At 37.1% G+C, this 20,826-nt stretch carries 20 protein-coding genes; 13 read left to right on the top strand and 7 right to left on the bottom strand.

All coding sequences use genetic code 11. The features are described 5' to 3' along the window. The first annotated feature begins 109 nt into the window (after window positions 1-109). On the top strand, window positions 110-1,459 hold the full coding sequence (gdhA, locus tag AT683_RS04485; RefSeq protein ID WP_005688084.1) for an NADP-specific glutamate dehydrogenase: 1,350 nt from the start codon (window positions 110-112) through the stop codon (window positions 1,457-1,459). A gap of 107 nt (window positions 1,460-1,566) precedes the next feature. Here gdhA and fur read toward each other — a convergent pair whose 3' ends face one another. From fur to AT683_RS04470, 3 genes are all read right to left on the bottom strand, one after another. Beyond that, the gene (gene fur, locus AT683_RS04480; RefSeq protein WP_005658517.1) at window positions 1,567-2,007 is read right to left on the bottom strand and encodes a ferric iron uptake transcriptional regulator; all 441 of its coding nucleotides are present in this window, start codon (window positions 2,005-2,007) and stop codon (window positions 1,567-1,569) included. Between the two features lie 28 nt (window positions 2,008-2,035). After that, window positions 2,036-2,560 (bottom strand): flavodoxin FldA, encoded by a 525-nt coding sequence (gene fldA / locus AT683_RS04475; RefSeq protein WP_005648709.1) that lies wholly within the window; start codon window positions 2,558-2,560, stop codon window positions 2,036-2,038. A 96-nt stretch (window positions 2,561-2,656) separates the two neighbouring features. Beyond that, window positions 2,657-3,439 (bottom strand): alpha/beta fold hydrolase, encoded by a 783-nt coding sequence (locus AT683_RS04470; protein WP_038440879.1) that lies wholly within the window; start codon window positions 3,437-3,439, stop codon window positions 2,657-2,659. Window positions 3,440-3,509: 70 nt separating this feature from the next. Here AT683_RS04470 and seqA point away from each other — a divergent pair, with 70 nt between their 5' ends. The 8 genes from seqA (at window position 3,510) to selD (ending at window position 13,897) form a co-directional block, all read left to right on the top strand. Continuing rightward, on the top strand, window positions 3,510-4,115 hold the full coding sequence (gene seqA, locus AT683_RS04465; protein ID WP_011271915.1) for a replication initiation negative regulator SeqA: 606 nt from the start codon (window positions 3,510-3,512) through the stop codon (window positions 4,113-4,115). 2 nt (window positions 4,116-4,117) lie between these two features. Next, complete coding sequence (gene menE, locus AT683_RS04460; protein ID WP_011271916.1) at window positions 4,118-5,476, top strand: o-succinylbenzoate--CoA ligase; 1,359 nt, start codon at window positions 4,118-4,120, stop codon at window positions 5,474-5,476. A gap of 27 nt (window positions 5,477-5,503) precedes the next feature. Then, entirely contained in the window at window positions 5,504-8,842 is a 3,339-nt protein-coding gene (gene mscK / locus AT683_RS04455; protein ID WP_011271917.1) for a mechanosensitive channel MscK, read from the top strand. A gap of 9 nt (window positions 8,843-8,851) precedes the next feature. Continuing rightward, the gene (aroC, locus tag AT683_RS04450; protein WP_038440875.1) at window positions 8,852-9,925 is read left to right on the top strand and encodes a chorismate synthase; all 1,074 of its coding nucleotides are present in this window, start codon (window positions 8,852-8,854) and stop codon (window positions 9,923-9,925) included. 225 nt (window positions 9,926-10,150) lie between these two features. Further along, on the top strand, window positions 10,151-11,011 hold the full coding sequence (gene mepA, locus AT683_RS04445) for a penicillin-insensitive murein endopeptidase (RefSeq protein ID WP_038440873.1): 861 nt from the start codon (window positions 10,151-10,153) through the stop codon (window positions 11,009-11,011). Between the two features lie 17 nt (window positions 11,012-11,028). Further along, window positions 11,029-11,796, top strand: a complete 768-nt coding sequence (locus AT683_RS04440) for a TSUP family transporter (RefSeq protein ID WP_005648731.1) — start codon at window positions 11,029-11,031, stop codon at window positions 11,794-11,796. A gap of 46 nt (window positions 11,797-11,842) precedes the next feature. Next, a complete protein-coding gene (gene lpxM, locus AT683_RS04435) occupies window positions 11,843-12,799 on the top strand; it encodes a lauroyl-Kdo(2)-lipid IV(A) myristoyltransferase (protein WP_038440871.1) in 957 nt (318 codons plus the stop codon). Between the two features lie 57 nt (window positions 12,800-12,856). Further along, window positions 12,857-13,897 carry a selenide, water dikinase SelD gene (selD, locus tag AT683_RS04430; protein ID WP_079989920.1) on the top strand — a complete coding sequence of 347 codons (1,041 nt, stop codon included), beginning with the start codon at window positions 12,857-12,859 and terminating at the stop codon, window positions 13,895-13,897. A gap of 108 nt (window positions 13,898-14,005) precedes the next feature. On the opposite strand, the gene rplS is transcribed toward selD, so the two are convergent. Genes rplS through rpsP form a run of 4 tightly spaced genes read right to left on the bottom strand, consistent with a single transcriptional unit; the run spans window position 14,006 to window position 15,991 of the window. After that, the gene (gene rplS, locus AT683_RS04425) at window positions 14,006-14,356 is read right to left on the bottom strand and encodes a 50S ribosomal protein L19 (RefSeq protein WP_005648735.1); all 351 of its coding nucleotides are present in this window, start codon (window positions 14,354-14,356) and stop codon (window positions 14,006-14,008) included. Window positions 14,357-14,392: 36 nt separating this feature from the next. Continuing rightward, window positions 14,393-15,133 carry a tRNA (guanosine(37)-N1)-methyltransferase TrmD gene (gene trmD, locus AT683_RS04420; protein ID WP_011271922.1) on the bottom strand — a complete coding sequence of 247 codons (741 nt, stop codon included), beginning with the start codon at window positions 15,131-15,133 and terminating at the stop codon, window positions 14,393-14,395. Window positions 15,134-15,170: 37 nt separating this feature from the next. Then, a complete protein-coding gene (gene rimM / locus AT683_RS04415; RefSeq protein ID WP_005658489.1) occupies window positions 15,171-15,698 on the bottom strand; it encodes a ribosome maturation factor RimM in 528 nt (175 codons plus the stop codon). 44 nt (window positions 15,699-15,742) lie between these two features. Next, window positions 15,743-15,991: a 30S ribosomal protein S16 gene (gene rpsP, locus AT683_RS04410; RefSeq protein ID WP_005653865.1), complete on the bottom strand. Its 249-nt coding sequence runs from the start codon at window positions 15,989-15,991 to the stop codon at window positions 15,743-15,745. A gap of 291 nt (window positions 15,992-16,282) precedes the next feature. Here rpsP and AT683_RS04405 point away from each other — a divergent pair, with 291 nt between their 5' ends. From AT683_RS04405 to aroB, 4 genes are all read left to right on the top strand, one after another. Further along, the gene (locus AT683_RS04405) at window positions 16,283-17,056 is read left to right on the top strand and encodes a hypothetical protein (RefSeq protein WP_005648742.1); all 774 of its coding nucleotides are present in this window, start codon (window positions 16,283-16,285) and stop codon (window positions 17,054-17,056) included. A gap of 22 nt (window positions 17,057-17,078) precedes the next feature. Continuing rightward, window positions 17,079-18,890, top strand: a complete 1,812-nt coding sequence (gene nadN, locus AT683_RS04400; RefSeq protein ID WP_058222192.1) for an NAD nucleotidase — start codon at window positions 17,079-17,081, stop codon at window positions 18,888-18,890. 284 nt (window positions 18,891-19,174) lie between these two features. Beyond that, window positions 19,175-19,717, top strand: coding sequence for a shikimate kinase AroK (aroK, locus tag AT683_RS04395; RefSeq protein WP_005658483.1), 543 nt, complete (start codon window positions 19,175-19,177; stop codon window positions 19,715-19,717). A gap of 19 nt (window positions 19,718-19,736) precedes the next feature. Further along, window positions 19,737-20,825 (top strand): 3-dehydroquinate synthase, encoded by a 1,089-nt coding sequence (gene aroB, locus AT683_RS04390; RefSeq protein ID WP_005688099.1) that lies wholly within the window; start codon window positions 19,737-19,739, stop codon window positions 20,823-20,825. Window position 20,826: the final 1 nt, after the last annotated feature.

Genomic DNA, 20,826 nt, shown 5'->3' with positions numbered 1-20,826 from the left:
AAAATGGTTGCAAGATTAAATTAGCCATTGCATATTGTCTATGCGCTTCACGAGGCGTATACAATAAAAAATACAATACACACAACATCAACAAAGAGGGAAATTCATTATGTCAAAAGTTGCTTCCTTAGACGCATTTTTAACAAAAGTTGCTCAACGCGATGGTTATCAACCTGAATTTTTACAAGCGGTTCGCGAGGTATTCACATCAATTTGGCCTTTTTTAGAAGCCAATCCTAAATATCGTTCAGAAGCATTATTAGAACGTTTAGTTGAGCCTGAACGTGCATTTCAATTCCGTGTGGCGTGGACTGACGATAAAGGGCAAGTGCAAGTAAACAGAGCATTTCGTGTACAATTTAATAGTGCCATAGGCCCATTTAAAGGGGGAATGCGTTTCCATCCATCAGTAAATTTATCTATCTTAAAATTCTTAGGTTTTGAGCAAATCTTTAAAAATGCTTTAACAACATTGCCTATGGGCGGAGCAAAAGGCGGTTCAGATTTTGATCCTAAAGGCAAATCTGATGCTGAAGTTATGCGTTTTTGCCAAGCATTAATGGCTGAACTTTATCGTCACGTAGGAGCTGATACAGATGTTCCCGCAGGCGATATAGGTGTTGGTGGGCGCGAAGTTGGCTATTTAGCTGGCTATATGAAAAAATTATCAAACCAATCAGCCTGTGTTTTCACTGGTCGCGGTCTTTCTTTCGGTGGTAGTTTAATTCGTCCGGAAGCAACGGGATATGGATTAATTTATTTTGCTCAAGCAATGCTTGCTGAAAAAGGCGATAGTTTTGCAGGTAAAGTAGTTTCAGTTTCTGGTTCTGGTAATGTAGCACAATATGCTATTGAAAAAGCATTATCTCTTGGTGCAAAAGTAGTAACTTGTTCTGATTCATCAGGTTATGTTTATGATCCAAATGGATTTACTACTGAAAAATTAGCCGCACTTTTAGAAATTAAAAATGTAAAACGTGGTCGTGTGAAAGATTATGCAGAACTGTTTGGTTTGCAATATTTTGAAGGTAAACGCCCTTGGGAAGTGCAAGTTGATATTGCGCTTCCTTGTGCAACTCAAAATGAATTAGAACTTTCTGATGCACAACGTTTAATTAAAAATGGTGTGAAATTAGTGGCTGAAGGTGCGAATATGCCAACAACAATTGAAGCAACAGAAGCATTATTAGCTGCAGATGTATTATTTGGCCCGGGTAAAGCTGCCAACGCTGGTGGTGTTGCTACTTCTGGTTTAGAAATGGCACAAAGTTCACAACGTTTATATTGGACAGCAGAAGAAGTGGACGCTCAATTACATCGCATTATGTTAGATATTCACGCAAACTGTAAAAAATACGGCACAATTGAAGGTCAAGAAAACATTAACTATGTTGTTGGGGCAAATGTAGCAGGCTTTGTTAAGGTGGCTGATGCAATGTTAGCCCAAGGCGTTTATTAACAAATAAAAAAGTTAAACTAAATAACCGCACTGTAATAAAGTGCGGTTATTTTTTAGGATGAAATTTGAATATAAGAAAGGCGACATTTTGTCGCCTTAGATATTATTTATTTTGAATTGTTTTCGTCACAATGATTAATATCACTGCATTTGCCGTAAAGATACACGTTATGCGTTTTTAATTTTATGCCGTATTTTTCACTGATTTCACGCTGACGTTGTTCAATAATATTATCCGTAAATTCAAATACTTTACCGCAATCTTCACAAATAATATGATCGTGATGTTCTGTTGGAGCAAGCTCAAAAACGGATTTATTTCCCTCAAAATTATGACGGATTACAATATGTGCTTCATCAAATTGATTAAGCACACGATAAACTGTGGCTAATCCAATTTCACAACCTTGTTCCAGCAAAATTTTATAAACATCTTCTGCAGAAAAATGTTCATTTTTATGATTTTGCATTAAAGCGAGAATAGTTAAGCGAGGCTCTGTAATTTTTAATCCCACTTTTTTGAGTAATTTAATATTTTCTTCAGACATAATTTTTCTTCCTATTATGCACAACATACTAAGCCAATTCAGCTAAGCACATTTCATCATAAATTTGTTTACACCATTTTTCTACACGCTCTGCGGTAAGCTCTGGTTGGCGATCTTCATCAATACATAATCCGATGAAAGTGCCATCTTCCAATAAGGCTTTCGAAGCTTCAAAATTATAGCCTTCTGTTGGCCAATTTCCTACCACAATTGCACCGTGTGGCTCTATAATATCGCGCACAGTTCCGATAGCATCACAGAAATAATCTGCATAATCTTCTTGATCGCCACAACCGAAAATACCTACAAGTTTATCTGTAAAATCGATTTCTTCGAGTGTTGGGAAAAAGTCATCCCAGTCTGCTTGTGCTTCGCCGTAATACCAAGTTGGAATACCGAAAAGCAAGAAATCGTATGCTTCAATATCTTCTTTGCTACTTTTGGCAATATCACGAATATCAATTAAATCACTACCTAATTGTTTTTGGATTTGTTTTGCGATGTTTTCAGTGTTTCCAGTATCACTACCATAAAAAAGACCAACTATTGCCATTTTTATTTCCTTTTTTATATTAAATTTAATCTATCGATTATAAGGCTTATCCAAATTTGGCGAACTATATCATAAAAGCATTCTCACTTAAACTACTTAATTCTTATTTAGAAATCGTTTAATTGCACGAATAACAAAATCAGGTTTTTCGGCGTGAACCCAGTGTCCACTGCCATTAATCGTAAAGGCAGTTGCATTAGGAAATTGTTCTAGAATTTTTTCGCTATTTTCTATTTTTATATAAGAGGAATTTCCACCCTTAATAAAAAGAGTTGGCGTAAATACACGTACTTTTTCCCAATCCATAATATTGGCATAATTGTTAAAAAGTGCGGTAAGATTAAAACGAAAACAATCAGCTGAATTAACATCAAAAGATTTCAACATAAATTGTACAACGTCTTCATCATTAATTTCTTGTTTTAAAATCGGTTTGGCTTGCTGACGATTTTCAGGCTTTGCATTTTTTACCGCAAATAGGCCATTAAAAACATCTTTATGACCAAATCCCTCATAAAGCATAGGGGACATATCAATTACGATTAATTTTTCGACTAATTCTGGGCAAAGTGCGGTGATTTTCATGGCGGTTTTTCCCCCCATAGAATGACCAATTAATATCACTTTGGATAAATTTAAGTGGCGGATTACTGCGATAACATCTTCAGCCATCAGTTGATAATTCATTTTTTCCGAATGAAAACTATGGCCGTGATTGCGTAAATCAATACGTAAAATACTGTAATGTTCACTAAAAGCTCTCGCGATAACGCCGAGATTATCCATATCGCCGAATAAACCGTGAATAAAAATTAAAACAGGTGTATTAATCGTTTGTTTTACTTGATGAAATTGATAATTGAGTAATGATTTTGCCATAATTTTTACGTGAGAATTTGTAAAGAAGTCGTTATAATTGAAAAAAATTTTAGCAAACAGAGAGATAAAAATGAAGATCATTGAAGTAGATGAAGAATTATACCAATATATTGCGAGCCAAACCCGCTCTATTGGGGAAAGTGCTTCGGATATTTTACGCCGTTTGCTTAGTTTACCTGTGCATACTTCAAGTGTTGATGATTTAGTTCTTACTTCAGCAGAAACTAACAAATCCGCAGATCAAAAGCCAGAACAGGCTATTAATGTGAAAGAAGTAAATATCAAAACAACAAAAAAGCAATCAATAACCGCAATTAATCAGATAGTAGAAAAAGTCCAAACTTTATTAAATTCAACTGAATTTCAAGAAGAAAGTAAGGCGGTGGTGCGTTTCTTAGCGATTTTACGTGTGCTTTATCGTACAAATCCTGAAAGTTTTGCGCAAGCAACGGAATCTTTACAAGGACGTACTCGAGTTTACTTTGCACGTGACGAAGCGACATTATTAATGGCTGGCAATCATACAAAACCAAAACAAATTCCAGATACGCCTTATTGGGTTATTACCAATACAAATAGTGGACGAAAAATGTTGATGCTAGAAGGTGCAATGCAATCTATGGAATTACCTGAAACATTGATTGATGAAGTGCGATCATATTTCACGGTAAATTAATAATGTATCCTTGGCAAAATTTTGCTATTCAACCTGATTTCTCAGATAAAATCGCTTTACGTACTACGCAGAGCGATGCGCTTACTTGGATAGAATTAACTACAAAGATTAACCAAACGGTGGCTTTTTTACAAAAAAAAGGCGTAAATGCGGAAAGTGCGGTTGCTTTTGTGGGAAAAAATTCAGAGAAAATTTTATTTTTATATCTGGCGACAATTCAGCTTGGCGCAAAAGTTTTAGGCATCAATCCTGCTTTTCCACAAGAAAAAATTGCAGAATTATGTGAGTTTTATCAAATTGATTTTTGTTTTTATGATAAAGATTTGCTGAATTTGCAAGAAATTGATGCTTTTACACAAAAAGCTAATTTTTTTCGTCCTGCGACGATGACGCTAACCTCTGGTTCTACAGGCTTACCAAAAGCAGTTGTGCATAATGTCCAAGCGCATTTGGATAATGCAAAAGGGGTATGTAACTTAATGAAGTTTGATTGTAATCAATCTTGGTTACTTTCATTACCCTTATATCACGTTTCAGGACAAGGTATTGTTTGGCGTTGGTTATATTGTGGTGCACAATTACATTTCCCAAAAGATGATTTTTATGCTTCATTATTAGAAACGACCCACGTTTCTCTTGTGCCAACGCAATTACAACGTTTGTTAGATTATTTACAGGAAAATTCGATTATTTCATTTTCTACACGTCATATTTTACTTGGTGGTACGCATATTCCTGCTGAACTCACGAAAAAAATAGTGAAATATGGTATTGAAACTTATTCTGGCTACGGAATGACGGAAATGGCTTCGACAGTTTTTGCCAAAAAATCTGATGAAAAACAAGGTGTGGGGCAACCGCTCTTAGGCAGAGAATATCGCTTAGTAAATGATGAAGTTTGGCTGAAAGGTGCGGGTTTGGCGATGGGTTATTGGAAGGATCGACAAATTGTTTCATTAACGAATAACCAAGGTTGGCTTCCGACAAAAGATAAAGGTGTTTGGCAAGAGGGCGAACTTGTTATTATCGGACGACTTGATAATATGTTTATTTCTGGTGGCGAAAATATTCAGCCAGAAGAAATTGAACAAGTGATTATTCAACATTCTTCAGTTAATCAAGTGTTTGTTTTACCACAAAAAAACAAAGAATTTGGTCAGCGTCCTGTCGCTTTAGTGGATTTTAATGAATCCTTTAGCAAAAGTGCGGTTGAAAATTTAATGTTTTTTTTACAAGATAAACTCGCACGTTTTAAACAACCTATTGCATATTATCCTTTACCACTGATGCTTGGGAAAGGCATTAAGATCTCACGTAAACAGCTTGCCGATTGGCTGGCAAAGCAAGATAAGATAAATTAATTTTACCATTTAGATTAGGAAAAAATAATGATTAGGAAACTTATGAAAACACCTCCATTTTTTACCGTACTTTTTGCCTCGGCAATGTTTACCCTTAGTGTTTCACAAGGGGCATTAGGGGCAAATTCAACAAATGTATTACCAACGGAGCAATCGCTTAAAGCCGATTTGGCTAACGCTCAAAAAATGAGTGAGGGGGAAGCAAAAAATACGTTGTTAGCAGAATTACAAACATCAATTGATTTATTGCAGCAAATTCAAGCTCAACAAAAAATCAATGATGCATTGCAAACAACATTAAGCCATTCAGAGAGTGAAATTAGAAAGAATAATGCAGAAATTCAAGCATTAAAAAAACAACAAGAAACAGCAACAAGTACTGATTATAATGCACAGTCACAGGACGATTTACAAAATAGTCTCGCTAAGTTAAATGATCAATTACAAGATACGCAAAACGCATTAGGCGCGGCAAATGCACAATTGGCAGGGCAAAATTCTATTTCTGAACGAGCTCAAGCGGCATTAACGGAAAATGTTGTACGCACTCAGCAAATTAATCAACAATTGGCCAATAATGATATTGGTAGCGCATTACGAAAACAATATCAGATTGAATTACAACTGATTGATTTAAAGAATAGTTATAATCAAAATTTATTAAAAAATAATGATCAGCTTTCTTTACTTTATCAAAGTCGTTACGACCTATTGAATTTACGTTTGCAGGTGCAACAACAAAATATTATTGCGATTCAAGAAGTCATTAATCAAAAAAATCTTCAGCAATCACAAAATCAACTAGAACAAGCTCAGCAGCAACAGCAAAAAACTGTGCAAAATGATTACATTCAAAAAGAACTTGATCGCAATGCACAGCTTGGTCAGTATCTATTACAACAAACAGAAAAAGCGAATTCATTAACTCAAGATGAGTTAAGAATGCGGAATATTTTAGATAGCCTCACTCAAACTCAACATACTATTGATGAACAAATTAGTGCATTACAAGGCACGTTAGTTCTTTCACGTATTATCCAGCAACAAAAACAAAAATTACCGACTAACTTAAATATTCAAGGTTTATCAAAACAAATTGCCGATTTGCGTGTGCATATTTTTGACATTACTCAAAAACGCAATGAACTTTATGATCTAAATAACTATATTAATAAAGTTGAAAGTGAAGATGGAAAACAATTTACTGAGGCAGAAAGAACGCAGGTTAAAACGCTATTAACTGAGCGTCGAAAAATGACATCTGATCTGATTAAATCTTTAAATAATCAATTAAATCTCGCGATTTCTTTGGAATTAACGCAGCAGCAAATTACACAAATCAGTGATCAAATTCAATCTAAATTAGAGCAGCAAAGTTTTTGGGTGAAAAGTAATAATCCCATTAATTTAGATTGGATAAAAATGCTGCCAAGAGCTTTAATTGAACAGTTTAATGGTATGTTGAAAAAATTAGGTTTTCCAACTAATTATGACAATTTACCTTATTTACTTATGTATTTCTTAGGGTTATTTATTGTAGGTGGTGCAATTTTTAAATTTAAAAATCGTATTAAACAACAATTAAACAAAATTAATCGTGAAATACATCGCTTAGATACAGATAGTCAGTGGAGTACTCCACTTGCCCTGTTATTAACTGCGTTTTTAACGCTTTCTAGTACACTTTGGTTTTTAGCCGTTTGCCAAATGATCGGCTTCTTTTTCTTCAAAAATCCAGAAGAATTTTGGCATTGGTCATTTAGTATGGCAGGTTATTGGTGGTTCTTTACATTTTGGATTTCATTGTTCCGTCCAAATGGTATTTTTGTTAATCATTTTGAATCTTCAAAAGAGAATGCACAACGTTTTCGTGGTGTTATCCAACGCATTATTATTGTGATTGTATTGCTTTTAAATACTTCTGTGTTTAGCAATGTCACTGATGCAGGTTTAGCTAATGATGTGTTAGGTCAAATTAATACTATTACAGCTCTAATTTTCTGTGCGGCGATTATTGCTCCTCGCTTTAATCGAGTACTTCGCTCTTATGAACCTGAAACAAATAAACATCATTGGTTAATAAGAATTGTACAAATTGGTTTAAGATTAATTCCTGTGGGACTAATCGTACTTATTGTTTTAGGCTATTATTACACTGCTTTAAATTTAATTGAGCATTTTATTCATTCTTATATTGCTTGGTGTGTATGGTGGTTAGTACGTAATACGATTTACCGTGGTATTACGGTTTCTTCTCGTCGTTTAGCACATCGCCGTTTAGCAGAAAAACGTCGTCAAAAAGCACTTGAAAATAATTATGAAAATATTTCCTCTGATGATGTGGTTGCAGTGGGAGAGCCAGAGGAAGGTTTAGCGTTAAATGATGTGCGTAGCCAATTATTACGTTTTGTAGATCTCTTTATTTGGACAGCATTATTGGGGATTTTCTACTATGTATGGTCAGATTTAGTCACAGTAGTGAGCTATTTACGTGAAATTACACTTTGGCAACAAACCACGACAACCGATGCTGGCACTGTAATAGAAAGCATTACTTTATTTAATCTTCTTGTTGCTTTGGTTATCCTAGGAATTACTTATGTGTTGGTTCGTAATATTTCAGGTATTTTGGAAGTATTAATTTTCTCTCGCGTGAATCTTTCACAAGGTACGCCTTATACGATTACGACATTGCTCACTTATATTTTTATCGCCATTGGTGGTGCGTGGGCATTTGCAACCTTAGGAATGTCTTGGTCAAAATTACAATGGTTATTTGCCGCACTTTCCGTTGGTCTTGGTTTTGGTATGCAAGAAATTTTTGCAAACTTTGTGTCGGGCATTATTTTGCTATTTGAACGCCCAATCCGAGTTGGCGATGTCGTAACCATTAATGGAGTGAGCGGTACTGTAGCGAAAATTCGTATTCGTGCAATTACATTAATTGATTTTGATCGCAAAGAAATTATTGTGCCAAATAAATCTTTTGTGACAGGTCAAGTAACCAATTGGGCATTATCTAGCACGATGACACGTTTAGTGATTAGTGTTGGTGTTGCTTATGGTTCTGATTTAACACTCGTTCGTCAATTATTACTTCAAGCAGCTGATGAACAGCCGACTGTTTTACGCGATCCTAAACCATCTGCTTATTTTTTAACTTTTGGTGCAAGTACTTTGGATCACGAATTACGTGTTTATGTAGAACAAGTTGGAGATCGTACCAGTACTACAGATGCTATTAATCGCCGTATTAATGAATTATTTGCAGAACATAATATTGATATTGCCTTTAATCAATTAGATGTATTTATCAAAAATAATGACACTGGCGAAGAAATTCCCTTTGTTGATGTAAAAAAATAAGGGGAAATTATGGCAGGTAATACAATTGGACAACTTTTTCGTGTGACGACCTTTGGGGAGTCACATGGGATTGCATTAGGCTGTATCGTTGATGGGGTACCGCCAAATCTTGAATTATCTGAGCAAGATATTCAGCCAGATTTAGATCGTCGTAAACCTGGGACATCACGATATACCACGCCGCGTCGTGAAGACGATGAAGTTCAAATTTTATCTGGTGTGTTTGAAGGAAAAACTACAGGCACAAGTATTGGGATGATCATTAAAAATGCTGATCAGCGTTCGCAAGATTATGGCGAGATTAAAGATCGTTTTCGCCCTGGTCATGCAGACTTTACCTATCAGCAAAAATATGGCATCCGTGATTACCGTGGCGGTGGGCGTTCTTCAGCGCGTGAAACAGCGATGCGAGTTGCAGCGGGAGCGATTGCAAAAAAATATTTACGCGAACATTTTGGTATTGAAGTCCGTGGTTTTTTAAGTCAAATCGGTCATGTGAAAATTTCGCCACAGATCATCGGAGAAATTGATTGGGAAAAGGTAAACAGCAATCCATTCTTTTGCCCTGATGAAAGTGCGGTAGAAAAATTCGATGAATTGATCCGTGAACTTAAAAAAGAAGGAGATTCTATTGGTGCAAAACTTACTGTTATTGCAGAAAATGTACCTGTAGGATTGGGCGAGCCAGTATTTGACCGTTTAGATGCAGATCTTGCTCACGCATTAATGGGAATTAATGCAGTAAAAGGCGTCGAAATTGGTGATGGTTTTGCAGTGGTTGAACAACGTGGTTCGGAACATCGTGATGAAATGACACCTAATGGCTTTGAAAGTAATCACGCAGGCGGCATTTTAGGCGGAATTAGTTCAGGACAGCCAATTATCGCCACTATTGCACTAAAACCAACTTCAAGCATTACGATTCCTGGTCGTTCAATCAATCTTAATGGTAAACCCGTAGAAGTTGTAACAAAAGGTCGTCACGATCCTTGTGTGGGGATTCGTGCTGTGCCAATTGCGGAAGCTATGGTGGCGATTGTCTTATTAGATCATCTCTTACGTTTTAAGGCTCAGTGTAAATAATCTTAGTATAAGATGGGAGTCTGTGCCTAGGGTAGGTATACCCTAGGTTAGTTTGATGCTACCCCTTTGGGGTAAGTGTAAAGTTCCCCAAAGGGGAACTATTTTTCTAACCGTGGGTATACTTACCCACGGCAAAACCTAGGATATACTTACCCACGGTAAAACCTAGGATATACTTACCCACGGCAAGACCTAGGATATACTTACCTACAGCAAAACTTTAGAATGAATAAAATTTTATTAAAAACAACCATAATTTTTACCGCACTTTTCTCTCTGAACGTTGTTGCGTCTCCTCTAGATTGGAAAAAAGTGAAACGCCCTATTCCAAGTGAAGATGGTAAAGCAAGTCCTATTGGTAGTTATACCAACGGGTGTATTATTGGAGCGCAAGCATTACCGCCGAAAGGTGAAGGTTACCAAGTTATTCGTATGAATCGCAATCGTTATTATGGTCATCCAAATATGATTCAGTATATTGAACGTTTGGGGCAGCGAGCTAAAGCTGCTGGGTTACCAACTATGTTAGTGGGTGATATTGCCATGCCGGGTGGCGGGCGGTTTTTAACGGGTCATGCTAGCCATCAGATGGGATTAGATGCGGATATTTGGTTAAGAATGGGCGAAATGTCAGACGCCGATGCGCTGAATTCTGATGGTAAAGGTTTATTAGTTGTAGATAGAAAGGCGCAACGAGTGGATGAACGAGTATGGAATAGCAATCATGCGACGTTAATCAAGTTAGCCGCACAAGATCCAAATGTGACGCGTATTTTTGTTAATCCTGCGATTAAGGTAAAATTATGTCAAACCGCTGGCAATGATCGCGGTTGGCTACACAAAGTTCGTCCTTGGTATGGACACAACTCTCATTTTCATGTTCGTTTAACTTGCCCCGCAGATGCATCTTATTGTGAAAATCAAGCGCCTGTGCCTGCTGGTGATGGTTGTGGAGACGAATTATATTCTTGGTTTGAACCGCCAAAACCAGGTGCTTCAGTGAGCAAACCTAAAGTTACACCGCCTGAGCCGTTTTTGTGCCAACAAATTTTAAATTCCCCGAATCGGAGTGAATGGTTAGAATAGCATTAAGGTAAATCAATATGGATATCGGCATTGATCTTTTAGCAATATTGTTTTGTGTTGGTTTTGTCGCATCATTTATCGATGCAATTGCTGGCGGTGGTGGATTAATTACTATTCCAGCGTTGCTTATGACTGGCATGCCACCAGCAATGGCGTTAGGCACCAACAAATTGCAAGCTATGGGCGGTGCATTATCCGCAAGCCTTTATTTCTTGCGAAAAAGAGCGGTCAATTTACGCGATATTTGGTTTATTTTGATTTGGGTTTTCTTAGGTTCAGCCCTAGGTACATTATTAATTCAATCAATTGACGTGGCGATTTTCAAAAAAATGCTGCCTTTTTTGATTTTAGCTATTGGTCTATATTTTTTATTTACCCCTAAATTAGGTGATGAAGATCGAAAACAGCGTTTAAGTTACATGTTATTTGGTCTTTTAGTTAGCCCATTTTTAGGTTTTTATGATGGCTTCTTTGGACCAGGGACTGGCTCAATCATGAGTTTAGCCTGTGTTACTTTGCTAGGATTTAATCTCCCGAAAGCGACGGCACATGCAAAAGTGATGAACTTCACTTCGAACCTTGCTTCTTTTGCGCTTTTCTTATTGGGTGGACAAATTCTTTGGAAAGTGGGTTTCGTGATGATGGCTGGGAGCATTTTAGGTGCAAATTTAGGTGCCAAAATGGTGATGACGAAAGGTAAAACCTTGATTCGACCGATGGTTGTTATCATGTCTTTTATGATGACGGCTAAAATGATTTACGATCAGGGTTGGTTTCATTTTTAATTCGGAAAGCGCGCAAAAGTGCGGTTAAAATTAATTACATTTTATTATGTCGGATAATCAACAAAATTTACGTTTGACGGCGAGAGTGGGCTATGAAGCGCACTTTTCATGGTCGTATTTAAAGCCTCAATATTGGGGGATTTGGCTTGGTATTTTCTTTTTATTGTTGTTAGCATTTGTGCCTTTTCGTCTGCGCGATAAATTTGCGGGAAAATTAGGTATTTGGATTGGGCATAAAGCAAAGAAACAGCGTACGCGTGCACAAACTAACTTGCAATATTGTTTCCCTCATTGGACTGAACAACAACGTGAGCAAGTGATTGATAAAATGTTTACGGTTGTTACACAAGTTATGTTTGGAATTGGTGAGATTGCAATCCGTTCAAAGAAACATTTGCAAAAACGAAGCGAATTTATCGGTCTTGAACATATCGAACAGGCAAAAGCTGAAGGAAAGAATATTATTCTTATGGTGCCACATGGCTGGGCGATTGATGCGTCTGGCATTATTTTGCACACTCAAGGCATGCCAATGACTTCTATGTATAATCCACACCGTAATCCATTGGTGGATTGGCTTTGGACGATTGCACGCCAACGTTTCGGCGGAAAAATGCACGCACGCCAAAATGGTATTAAACCTTTTTTAAATCATGTTCGTAAAGGCGAAATGGGTTATTACTTACCAGATGAAGATTTTGGGGTGGAACAAAGCGTATTTGTTGATTTCTTTGGGACTTATAAAGCGACATTGCCAGGGTTAAATAAAATGGCAAAACTTTCTAAAGCCGTTGTTATTCCAATGTTTCCTCGTTATAACGCTGAAACGGGCAAATATGAAATGGAAATTCATCCTGCAATGAATTTAAGTGATGATCCTGAACAATCAGCCCGAGCAATGAACGAAGAAATAGAATCTTTTGTTACACCATCTCCAGAGCAATATGTTTGGATTTTGCAATTATTGCGTACAAGGAAAGATGGTGAGGATCTTTACGATTAAAAATAGGGTTTGAAAGTCATATTCTCGAAAACGGATATTCAATAAGGTAAATAAGAAATGGAAGAAAAAATTCGGCTGACGCAATACAGCCATGGTGCAGGTTGAGGCTGTAAAATTTCGCCTAAGGTGTTAGGGACAATTTTACATTCAGAACTGGAAAAATTTTATGATCCAAATTTGCTCGTTGGCAATGAAACTGCAGACGATGCGGCGGTGTATGATCTTGGTAATGGAACTGCAATTATCAGTACCACAGACTTTTTTATGCCGATTGTAGATGATCCTTTTGATTTTGGACGAATTGCCGCGACCAATGCCATTAGTGACATTTTTGCTATGGGCGGTAAGCCGATTATGGGAATCGCTATTTTAGGTTTTCCAACCAATGTATTACCTGCAGAAGTTGCACAGAAAATTGTTGATGGTGGTCGTTTTGCTTGCCATCAAGCGGGTATTGCTTTGGCGGGTGGACATTCCATTGATTCGCCTGAACCTATTTTTGGTTTAGCCGTGACAGGTGTGATTGACACTGAAAAAGTAAAACGTAATGCTTCTGCAAAATCAGGTTGTAAGCTTTATATGACAAAACCGCTTGGTATTGGTATTTTGACGACGGCGGAGAAAAAAGGAAAACTTAAGCCAGAACATCAAGGTTTAGCCACTGCCGCTATGTGCCAAATGAATTCTATTGGCAGTCAATTTTCCCAAGTGGATGGCGTCACAGCAATGACGGATGTCACTGGATTTGGTTTACTTGGCCATTTAATTGAAATCTGTGAAGGTTCAAATCTAAGTGCGGTAGTTTTTTCGGACAAAATTAAAACCTTGGACGGAGTAAAAGATTATATTGCTCAAGGTTGCGTACCCGGTGGAACAGGGCGTAATTTTGAAAGTTATGGACATAAAGTTGGCGCATTAACGGAAGAACAAAAAGCGATTTTGTGCGATCCTCAAACATCAGGTGGTTTATTAGTGGCTGTTGAGCCTAATAGCGTTCAAACTATAATTGAAATAGCCAAAGATACTGGCATTGATTTATATGAAGTGGGTAAATTGAAACCTAAATCAGAATCCGATATCGTTGTTGAAGTAAAATAAGGAATTTTAATCGATCATCCTAATGATTAATTAAATTACCATGATCCACATAGCAAAAAACCTTGGAATATCCCAAGGTTTTTTAGATTATCATTAAATATAATGGAATTATGCGCCTAAACGCTCTTTAATACGAGCTGATTTACCTGAACGTTCACGTAAGTAGTAAAGTTTAGCTTTACGTACCGCACCTTTACGTTTAACTGCGATAGAATCTACAGCTGGAGAGTGAGTTTGGAATACACGCTCAACGCCTACGCCGTTAGATACTTTACGCAAAGTAAATGCTGAGTGCAAGCCACGGTTACGAATTGCAATAACCACGCCTTCGAATGCTTGCAAACGACGTTTGCTACCTTCAACTACCCATACTTTAACTTCTAAAGTATCACCTGGGCGGAAGCTAGGTACGTTTTGTTTTAATTGTTCTTGTTCAAGTTGTTTGATAATGTTAGACATTGTTTGATCCTTTATTGATCCTAGATGTAACTGAAACTAACTGTTATGCTCGGCTTGCGCCTCTTTTAACAGCTTACGTTGTTCGTCAGTCAGAGCTAGGCCTTCTAAGAGCTCAGGGCGTCGGAACCACGTTCTCTGTAGCGATTGTTTTAATCGCCATTTCCGAATTTCTTCGTGATGTCCCGACATCAGCACGGGTGGTACAGTTAATCCTTCTAACACTTCCGGTCTGGTGTAATGCGGGCAATCTAATAAACCATCTGCAAAAGAATCTTCTTCTGCGGAGGCTTGTTTGCCTAATACACCAGGAATAAAACGTGCAACAGCATCAATTAATGTCATTGCCGGCAATTCCCCACCAGTTAGAACGTAATCGCCGATTGACCATTCTTCATCAATTTCAGTTTGAATCAACCGTTCATCAATCCCTTCGTAACGTCCACATACTAAAATCAATTTCTGATTTTGAGCAAGCTCGGTTACGCCGTCTTGATCAAGTTTACGTCCTTGTGGCGAAAGGTAAATCACCTTTGCGCCTTCTCCTGCCGCTGCTTTTGCAGTATGAATCGCATCCCGTAAAGGTTGCACCATCATCAGCATTCCTGGGCCACCACCATAAGGGCGATCGTCCACAGTTTTATGCTTGTCGAATGTAAAATTTCTTGGATTCCAACATTCAACTTTCAGAAGATTATGTTTTACGGCTCTACCTGTAACCCCAAATTCCGTAATCGCTTTAAACATTTCGGGGAATAATGAAATTACCCCTATCCACATAAAAAGCCTACTACATTACGTTTGTGCATACTTGAGATTAGAAACCAGCGTCCCAATCCACTTCAATTGTTTTTGTGGTGAGATCGACTCTTTTAACTACTTGTTCATACAAAAACGGAATTAACCGCTCTTGTTTTCCAAAAGCATCTTTGGTATTGGCTTTAACCACTAATACATCATTAGAACCCGTTTCCATCATTTCTGTTACTGTTCCCATTGTATAACCTTCTAAGTTTACGACTGTACAACCGATTAAATCGTGCCAGTAATAATCGCCCTCTTCTAGTTCTGGGAAAACAGATAAATCTACACCAATTTCAACATTCGCTAAAATTTGTGCAGTTTCACGGTCATCAACGCCTTTTAATTTAACGATGATTTCGTGATTATGATAACGCCAGTTTTCTAATTCAATTGATTGCCATTCACCTTTGATTTTTAAAAACCAAGGTTGATAATCAAAAATGCTTTCAGCTTGTTCTGTTGATGAATAAATACGCAACCACCCACGAATACCGTAGGTTGAGCCTAATTTGCCCACAACTTCAATATGTTGTTGTTCCATATTTTTCACCTATCTTAGTTTGAGAACTAAATCAAAAAGCAAAATTATGCTGCTTTTTGTGCTTCTTTTACCAAGCTCGCAACACGATCAGAAAGTGAAGCACCTTGAGCAACCCAGTGATTTACACGCTCAAGATTAATGCGAAGACGTTCTGCATTACCTTGTGCAATTGGATTGAAGAAACCTACACGTTCAATGAAGCGACCGTCACGAGGTGAACGACTGTCAGCGACTACGATTTGATAAAATGGGCGTTTTTTAGCTCCGCCACGAGATAAACGAATGGTTACCATAACCTTCCTCTAAATGTTTAATTACTAAAAGAATATTCTCAAATTCGAAAGTGATTTGAGAATATAGCTTACTTTTTTCTCTGTATATATAGACAAAAAGCCTGCGAATTTTATACTTTTCAAGCAAAATTGCAAGTTTTGTATGCATAAAGTAGGTTGTATTCCTTTTAATTATCATTCACAATTTATTTTGTTTTGCGATATAATACGAGGCATCCAGCTGTTTTAGGTCAAATTTACGCGTATAGCGGTATTTTAGCTTGATAAAATATCAGTTAAATGAGGTTTATTATGAAAATTAGTTTTCATTCTGTGTTAATTGGATTAGCATCATTTATTGGTGTTCAACAAGGTGTAATAGCTAGTCCATCTTCTCATCAATCAATATCCACTGAATCAGCTGAGGCTTTGAAGCAACAATTTTCAATGGCTTTAGCTAAACAAGACAAACAACAAATTACAAATTTACAAAAAAAACTTACCGCACTTTTTTCTTTACCTCCCCAATTTCTTGATAATCAGATCCAAATAAGCGAAAAAATCCTCACTCGCATTTTTAAAACAGATAAAAATCTCACGCCTAAATTTCTTGATTACTTATACTTTGAGCCAATAAATACTGTTGATGCTAATTTAATTCAGGAAATGAAGAAAAACTTACTGGTGTCTTTTTTAGCAAATGATCAGGCAAAAATTTATATTCGTCAAACAGATAATTCAGAGCAATTTGTTCAGACTTTAATGGAGCGGGGAGCAAAAGCAGATCAAATTATATTACTGTCTTTGAATGCCAAAGGTATATTTCAAAAAATTATTGAACAAATACGTCAAGATTTTCCGAATCAGACTATTTTTTCGATTACTGAAAATCGTATTAGTTTGATTACTCCTTCTTCAGAAATTAAGTCTCGCCTTGCTTTAGCAAATATGATGTTCAATCGCCAATTTAAAGGTGTGGAAGTTGATGATTTCTCGTATTTAGATCAACCTCGAGAAAATTTACAGCACAATAATGATGCAATTCGTTACAAAACCTTTCAAGCAATGCTAGAAGGTTTAAATTAATCCCTTACCAATAGGAGTTTTTATGCTTTTATCCAAAAAATCAGCTACCTTTGCACTCAGTACATTTGCGATGCTTTTCACTAGTGTAGCTCTTGCCAAAGAGGCACCACAAGCTCACAAAGCTGTGGAATTAAGTATTTTGCACATCAATGATCACCATTCTTATTTAGAACCGCACGAAACACGGATTAATTTAAATGGTCAGCAAACCAAAGTGGATATTGGTGGTTTTTCTGCTGTCAATGCAAAACTTAACAAATTGCGTAAAAAATACAAAAATCCATTGGTACTGCATGCAGGCGATGCCATTACTGGTACGCTTTACTTCACGCTGTTTGGTGGTTCTGCAGATGCAGCTGTGATGAACGCAGGTAATTTTCATTATTTTACTTTAGGTAATCATGAATTTGACGCAGGTAATGAAGGGTTATTAAAACTGCTTGAACCATTAAAAATCCCTGTGCTTTCAGCTAATGTGATTCCTGATAAAAGTTCAATTTTGTATAACAAATGGAAACCTTACGATATTTTCACTGTGGATGGAGAAAAAATTGCCATTATCGGTTTAGATACCGTGAATAAAACAGTGAATTCCTCTTCTCCGGGTAAGGATGTGAAGTTTTATGATGAAATTGCTACTGCACAAATTATGGCAAATGCGCTAAAACAGCAAGGAATTAATAAAATTATCCTACTTTCACACGCAGGTAGTGAAAAAAATATCGAAATTGCTCAAAAAGTAAATGATATTGATGTGATCGTTACTGGCGATTCACATTATTTATACGGAAATGATGAATTACGTAGTTTAAAACTTCCAGTAATCTATGAATATCCACTTGAATTTAAAAATCCAAATGGAGAGCCTGTATTTGTAATGGAAGGCTGGGCTTATTCTGCCGTGGTGGGGGATTTAGGTGTTAAATTCAGTCCTGAAGGTATAGCGTCTATTACTCGTAAAATTCCTCACGTGTTAATGAGTTCTCATAAACTTCAAGTGAAAAATTCGGAAGGTAAATGGGCTGAATTAACTGGCGATGAACGTAAAAAAGCACTTGATACTTTAAAATCAATGAAAAGTATTTCACTTGATGATCACGATGCAAAAACCGATAAGCTTATTGCTAAATATAAAAGTGAAAAAGATCGCTTAGCACAAGAAATTGTGGGCGTTATCACTGGTTCTGCAATGCCAGGTGGTTCAGCAAACCGTATCCCAAATAAAGCAGGATCTAATCCAGAAGGTTCTATTGCAACGCGTTTTATTGCAGAAACAATGTATAACGAACTCAAAACAGTGGATTTAACTATTCAAAATGCTGGCGGTGTACGCGCAGATATTTTACCGGGCAATGTAACCTTTAACGATGCTTATACTTTCTTACCTTTCGGGAATACGTTATATACCTATAAAATGGAAGGTTCGTTAGTGAAACAAGTGCTTGAAGATGCGATGCAATTTGCTTTGGTTGATGGCTCTACAGGCGCATTCCCTTATGGTGCAGGTATTCGTTATGAAGCGAATGAAACACCAAATGCGGAAGGTAAACGTTTAGTGAGTGTTGAAGTCTTGAATAAACAAACCCAACAATGGGAACCGATTGATGATAACAAACGTTATCTTGTCGGAACAAATGCTTATGTTGCAGGCGGTAAAGACGGTTATAAAACCTTTGGTAAATTATTTAACGATCCAAAATATGAAGGCGTTGATACCTACTTGCCTGATGCAGAAAGTTTCATAAAATTTATGAAAAAACATCCGCACTTTGAGGCTTACACTTCATCAAATGTGAAATTTAATGCTTCAACTGATGCATTACCTAAAAAATAAAATTGAAAAATAGGCTAAAAATAGCGCGTATTTAACGCGCTATTTTTGTTATTAGTCCTAGGTTTGAAGACTTCATAGATGATTAAGAATTTTAACTATTCCATATTTAGATGCTTTCTCGTGGAAAATAAATTCCCTATAAAGGTTGAAAAATAGGGTGATTTATTGCGATAATCTACCCCATTTTTTGGGAGATCTTTCTATCTTCTGCATTTTTACGCAGTTTATTTTCATTAGAAATGATCGAATTTTATTTCACTTTTAATTTAATTAGATAAAAAACAATGGCGGAAAAACGTAATATTTTTTTAGTAGGACCAATGGGTGCAGGTAAAAGTACTATCGGTCGTCAATTAGCACAACAGCTTAATATGGATTTTATTGATTCCGATGCAGTGATTGAAGAACGTACGGGCGCGGATATTAGCTGGATTTTTGATTTGGAAGGCGAAGACGGCTTCCGAAAACGTGAAGAACGCATTATTAACGAACTCACACAAATGCAAGGTATTGTACTTTCAACTGGTGGGGGAGCAGTGCTTTCTAAGGAAAACCGTAATTATTTATCAGCACGTGGTATTGTAATTTATTTAGAAACAACGGTGGAAAAACAATTCCAACGCACTCAACGTGATAAAAAACGTCCATTGCTCCAAGATGCAGAGAATCCTCGTCAAGTATTGGAAGATTTAGCAAAAATTCGCAATCCGCTTTATGAAGAAATTGCGGACATCACTTTGCCAACTGATGAACAAAATGCCAAAGTAATGGTAAATCAAATTGTTGATTTAATTGATAATATGAATGGATTAAATGGTGCGCTTTAAACACACCTAAGGATAAATTATGTTGTGCGTCAATGTGGAATTGCAAGAGCGTCGCTATCCTATTTTAATTGGTAGCGGATTGTTACAAGATGAACGTAGTTACCCGATTAAACGTGGGGATCGCGTGATGATTGTAACGAATCCCACGGTTGCACAGTTTTATCTTGATACAGTCATCTATGCGTTGGAAAAACGTGGTTGCGTAGTCGATCATGTTTTATTGCCAGATGGCGAAAAATACAAAACACTTGAATCTTTAAACTTAATTTTCACCGCACTTTTGCAAGATAATCATGGGCGAGATACCACGATTATTGCATTGGGCGGCGGCGTAATTGGCGATGTTGCTGGCTTTGTGGCGGCAAGTTATCAGCGCGGTGTGCGTTTAATTCAAATGCCAACCACATTGCTTTCACAAGTGGATTCTTCAGTGGGCGGTAAAACGGCGGTTAATCATGAATTAGGCAAAAATATGATTGGCGCGTTCTATCAGCCATCAATGGTTATTATTGATACGCTCACGCTTAATACGCTTCCTAAACGTGAAGTAAACGCGGGGCTTGCCGAAGTTATCAAATATGGTGCCATTTTAGATTACGAATTTTTTGAATGGCTAGAGCAACATATTGATGAACTTGTCGCTTTGCATCCTGAGGCGCTTCAACATTGTATTTCTCGTTGTTGCCAAATTAAAGCAGATGTTGTTGCGAGAGATGAAACAGAAAAAGGCGATCGTGCATTGCTTAATCTTGGACATACTTTTGGACATGCCATTGAAACTCACTTAGGTTATGGAAACTGGCTTCATGGTGAAGCTGTTTCGACGGGAATGATGATGGCAGCGGTGCTTTCGGAAGAACTTGGAGATATTTCTATTGCAGATGTGTCTCGCCTTGAAAAATTACTTGCTCGTGCCAATTTGCCCACCGTATCACCGGATACGATGCAGCCAGAAGACTATTTACCGCATATGATGCGTGATAAAAAAGTTCTATCGGGTAAATTGCGTCTGGTGTTACTCAAATCTCTAGGCCAAGCTTATGTGGCGAATGATACCGATCATACCCTCGTGTTAAACGCAATTCGTCGTTGTACTCAAACGGATTAAG

The sequence above is a fragment of the Haemophilus influenzae genome, from assembly GCF_001457655.1.
GTDB lineage: Bacteria > Pseudomonadota > Gammaproteobacteria > Enterobacterales > Pasteurellaceae > Haemophilus > Haemophilus influenzae.
This window is presented reverse-complemented; position numbering and strand designations above follow the sequence as displayed.

What these genes read in the sequence shown, in the direction of transcription:
- rplS (WP_005648735.1), bottom strand. Translation starts at nt 14,356, where the DNA reads ATGTCTAACATTATCAAACAACTTGAACAAGAACAATTAAAACAAAAC.
- mscK (WP_011271917.1), top strand. Translation starts at nt 5,504, where the DNA reads ATGATTAGGAAACTTATGAAAACACCTCCATTTTTTACCGTACTTTTT.
- trmD (WP_011271922.1), bottom strand. Translation starts at nt 15,133, where the DNA reads ATGTGGATAGGGGTAATTTCATTATTCCCCGAAATGTTTAAAGCGATT.
- aroK (WP_005658483.1), top strand. Translation starts at nt 19,175, where the DNA reads ATGGCGGAAAAACGTAATATTTTTTTAGTAGGACCAATGGGTGCAGGT.
- AT683_RS04405 (WP_005648742.1), top strand. Translation starts at nt 16,283, where the DNA reads ATGAAAATTAGTTTTCATTCTGTGTTAATTGGATTAGCATCATTTATT.
- mepA (WP_038440873.1), top strand. Translation starts at nt 10,151, where the DNA reads ATGAATAAAATTTTATTAAAAACAACCATAATTTTTACCGCACTTTTC.
- seqA (WP_011271915.1), top strand. Translation starts at nt 3,510, where the DNA reads ATGAAGATCATTGAAGTAGATGAAGAATTATACCAATATATTGCGAGC.
- gdhA (WP_005688084.1), top strand. Translation starts at nt 110, where the DNA reads ATGTCAAAAGTTGCTTCCTTAGACGCATTTTTAACAAAAGTTGCTCAA.
- menE (WP_011271916.1), top strand. Translation starts at nt 4,118, where the DNA reads ATGTATCCTTGGCAAAATTTTGCTATTCAACCTGATTTCTCAGATAAA.
- lpxM (WP_038440871.1), top strand. Translation starts at nt 11,843, where the DNA reads ATGTCGGATAATCAACAAAATTTACGTTTGACGGCGAGAGTGGGCTAT.
- fur (WP_005658517.1), bottom strand. Translation starts at nt 2,007, where the DNA reads ATGTCTGAAGAAAATATTAAATTACTCAAAAAAGTGGGATTAAAAATT.
- AT683_RS04440 (WP_005648731.1), top strand. Translation starts at nt 11,029, where the DNA reads ATGGATATCGGCATTGATCTTTTAGCAATATTGTTTTGTGTTGGTTTT.
- rpsP (WP_005653865.1), bottom strand. Translation starts at nt 15,991, where the DNA reads ATGGTAACCATTCGTTTATCTCGTGGCGGAGCTAAAAAACGCCCATTT.
- aroC (WP_038440875.1), top strand. Translation starts at nt 8,852, where the DNA reads ATGGCAGGTAATACAATTGGACAACTTTTTCGTGTGACGACCTTTGGG.
- nadN (WP_058222192.1), top strand. Translation starts at nt 17,079, where the DNA reads ATGCTTTTATCCAAAAAATCAGCTACCTTTGCACTCAGTACATTTGCG.
- aroB (WP_005688099.1), top strand. Translation starts at nt 19,737, where the DNA reads ATGTTGTGCGTCAATGTGGAATTGCAAGAGCGTCGCTATCCTATTTTA.
- AT683_RS04470 (WP_038440879.1), bottom strand. Translation starts at nt 3,439, where the DNA reads ATGGCAAAATCATTACTCAATTATCAATTTCATCAAGTAAAACAAACG.
- fldA (WP_005648709.1), bottom strand. Translation starts at nt 2,560, where the DNA reads ATGGCAATAGTTGGTCTTTTTTATGGTAGTGATACTGGAAACACTGAA.
- rimM (WP_005658489.1), bottom strand. Translation starts at nt 15,698, where the DNA reads ATGGAACAACAACATATTGAAGTTGTGGGCAAATTAGGCTCAACCTAC.